Annotated in this window: 1 protein-coding gene; it reads right to left on the bottom strand. The window is 44.1% G+C overall.

Annotated features, from left to right (window positions below; all coding sequences use genetic code 11):
- The coding region (locus tag R7P74_RS27570; protein ID WP_318123861.1) for a class I SAM-dependent methyltransferase at positions 1-383 on the bottom strand (383 nt) is incomplete at its 3' end.
- Between the last annotated feature and the right edge of the window lie 229 nt (positions 384-612).

The raw sequence follows: 612 nt of genomic DNA, 5'->3' as shown, positions 1-612 counted from the left end.
TGTTCGTAGCGTTCGTTTTTATGAAATAGACGCTGACGCCAAACTAGATTCTCCGTAACATCCAATTCAATCCAGTGACAGCGGCCGTTATCCAAACGGTAAAAACGGGTATCGAGTCCAGCTCCAACATTGATGATCCAAGCGTCCGGATTTTGCTGCAAAAACTGCGTTACCTGTTGGTCGCACAGTTGAGTCAACGTCACGTGTAGCAGCTGCTTTTGCGCGACATCACCACTTAAACAATCAGGTGCCATCTTGCAGCTTAGACAAGCTTTCGCTGCAATGGGGTCATACACCAAACCATTGTCGACCATGCTTTCACGACTGCGTAATAGCAAAGGCTTCAATAGATGATTAGGAACTTGATGTTTTGACTTAGACATGGGCATTTCCTGCGCCAGTGAGAAAGAATGGACACTGGAAAATATGATAATGAATATCAATTACATTATCAAGCACAGAGAGAGCCGACAAGAATATGAGAAATAAACTGCGAGCAGGAAATCAAAGCGGATGAGAAAAAAAGAGCTAAGACAAATAGGCAACAGCCCAGCGAAGCTGGACTGTTGCGATAAACTTACATCCAATCGGTATTGCGAATAATACCAACGG

Source organism: Vibrio sp. 2033 (genome assembly GCF_033339735.1).
Note: the sequence above shows the minus strand (reverse complement) of the source record. Positions and strands in the feature narration are given on the sequence as shown.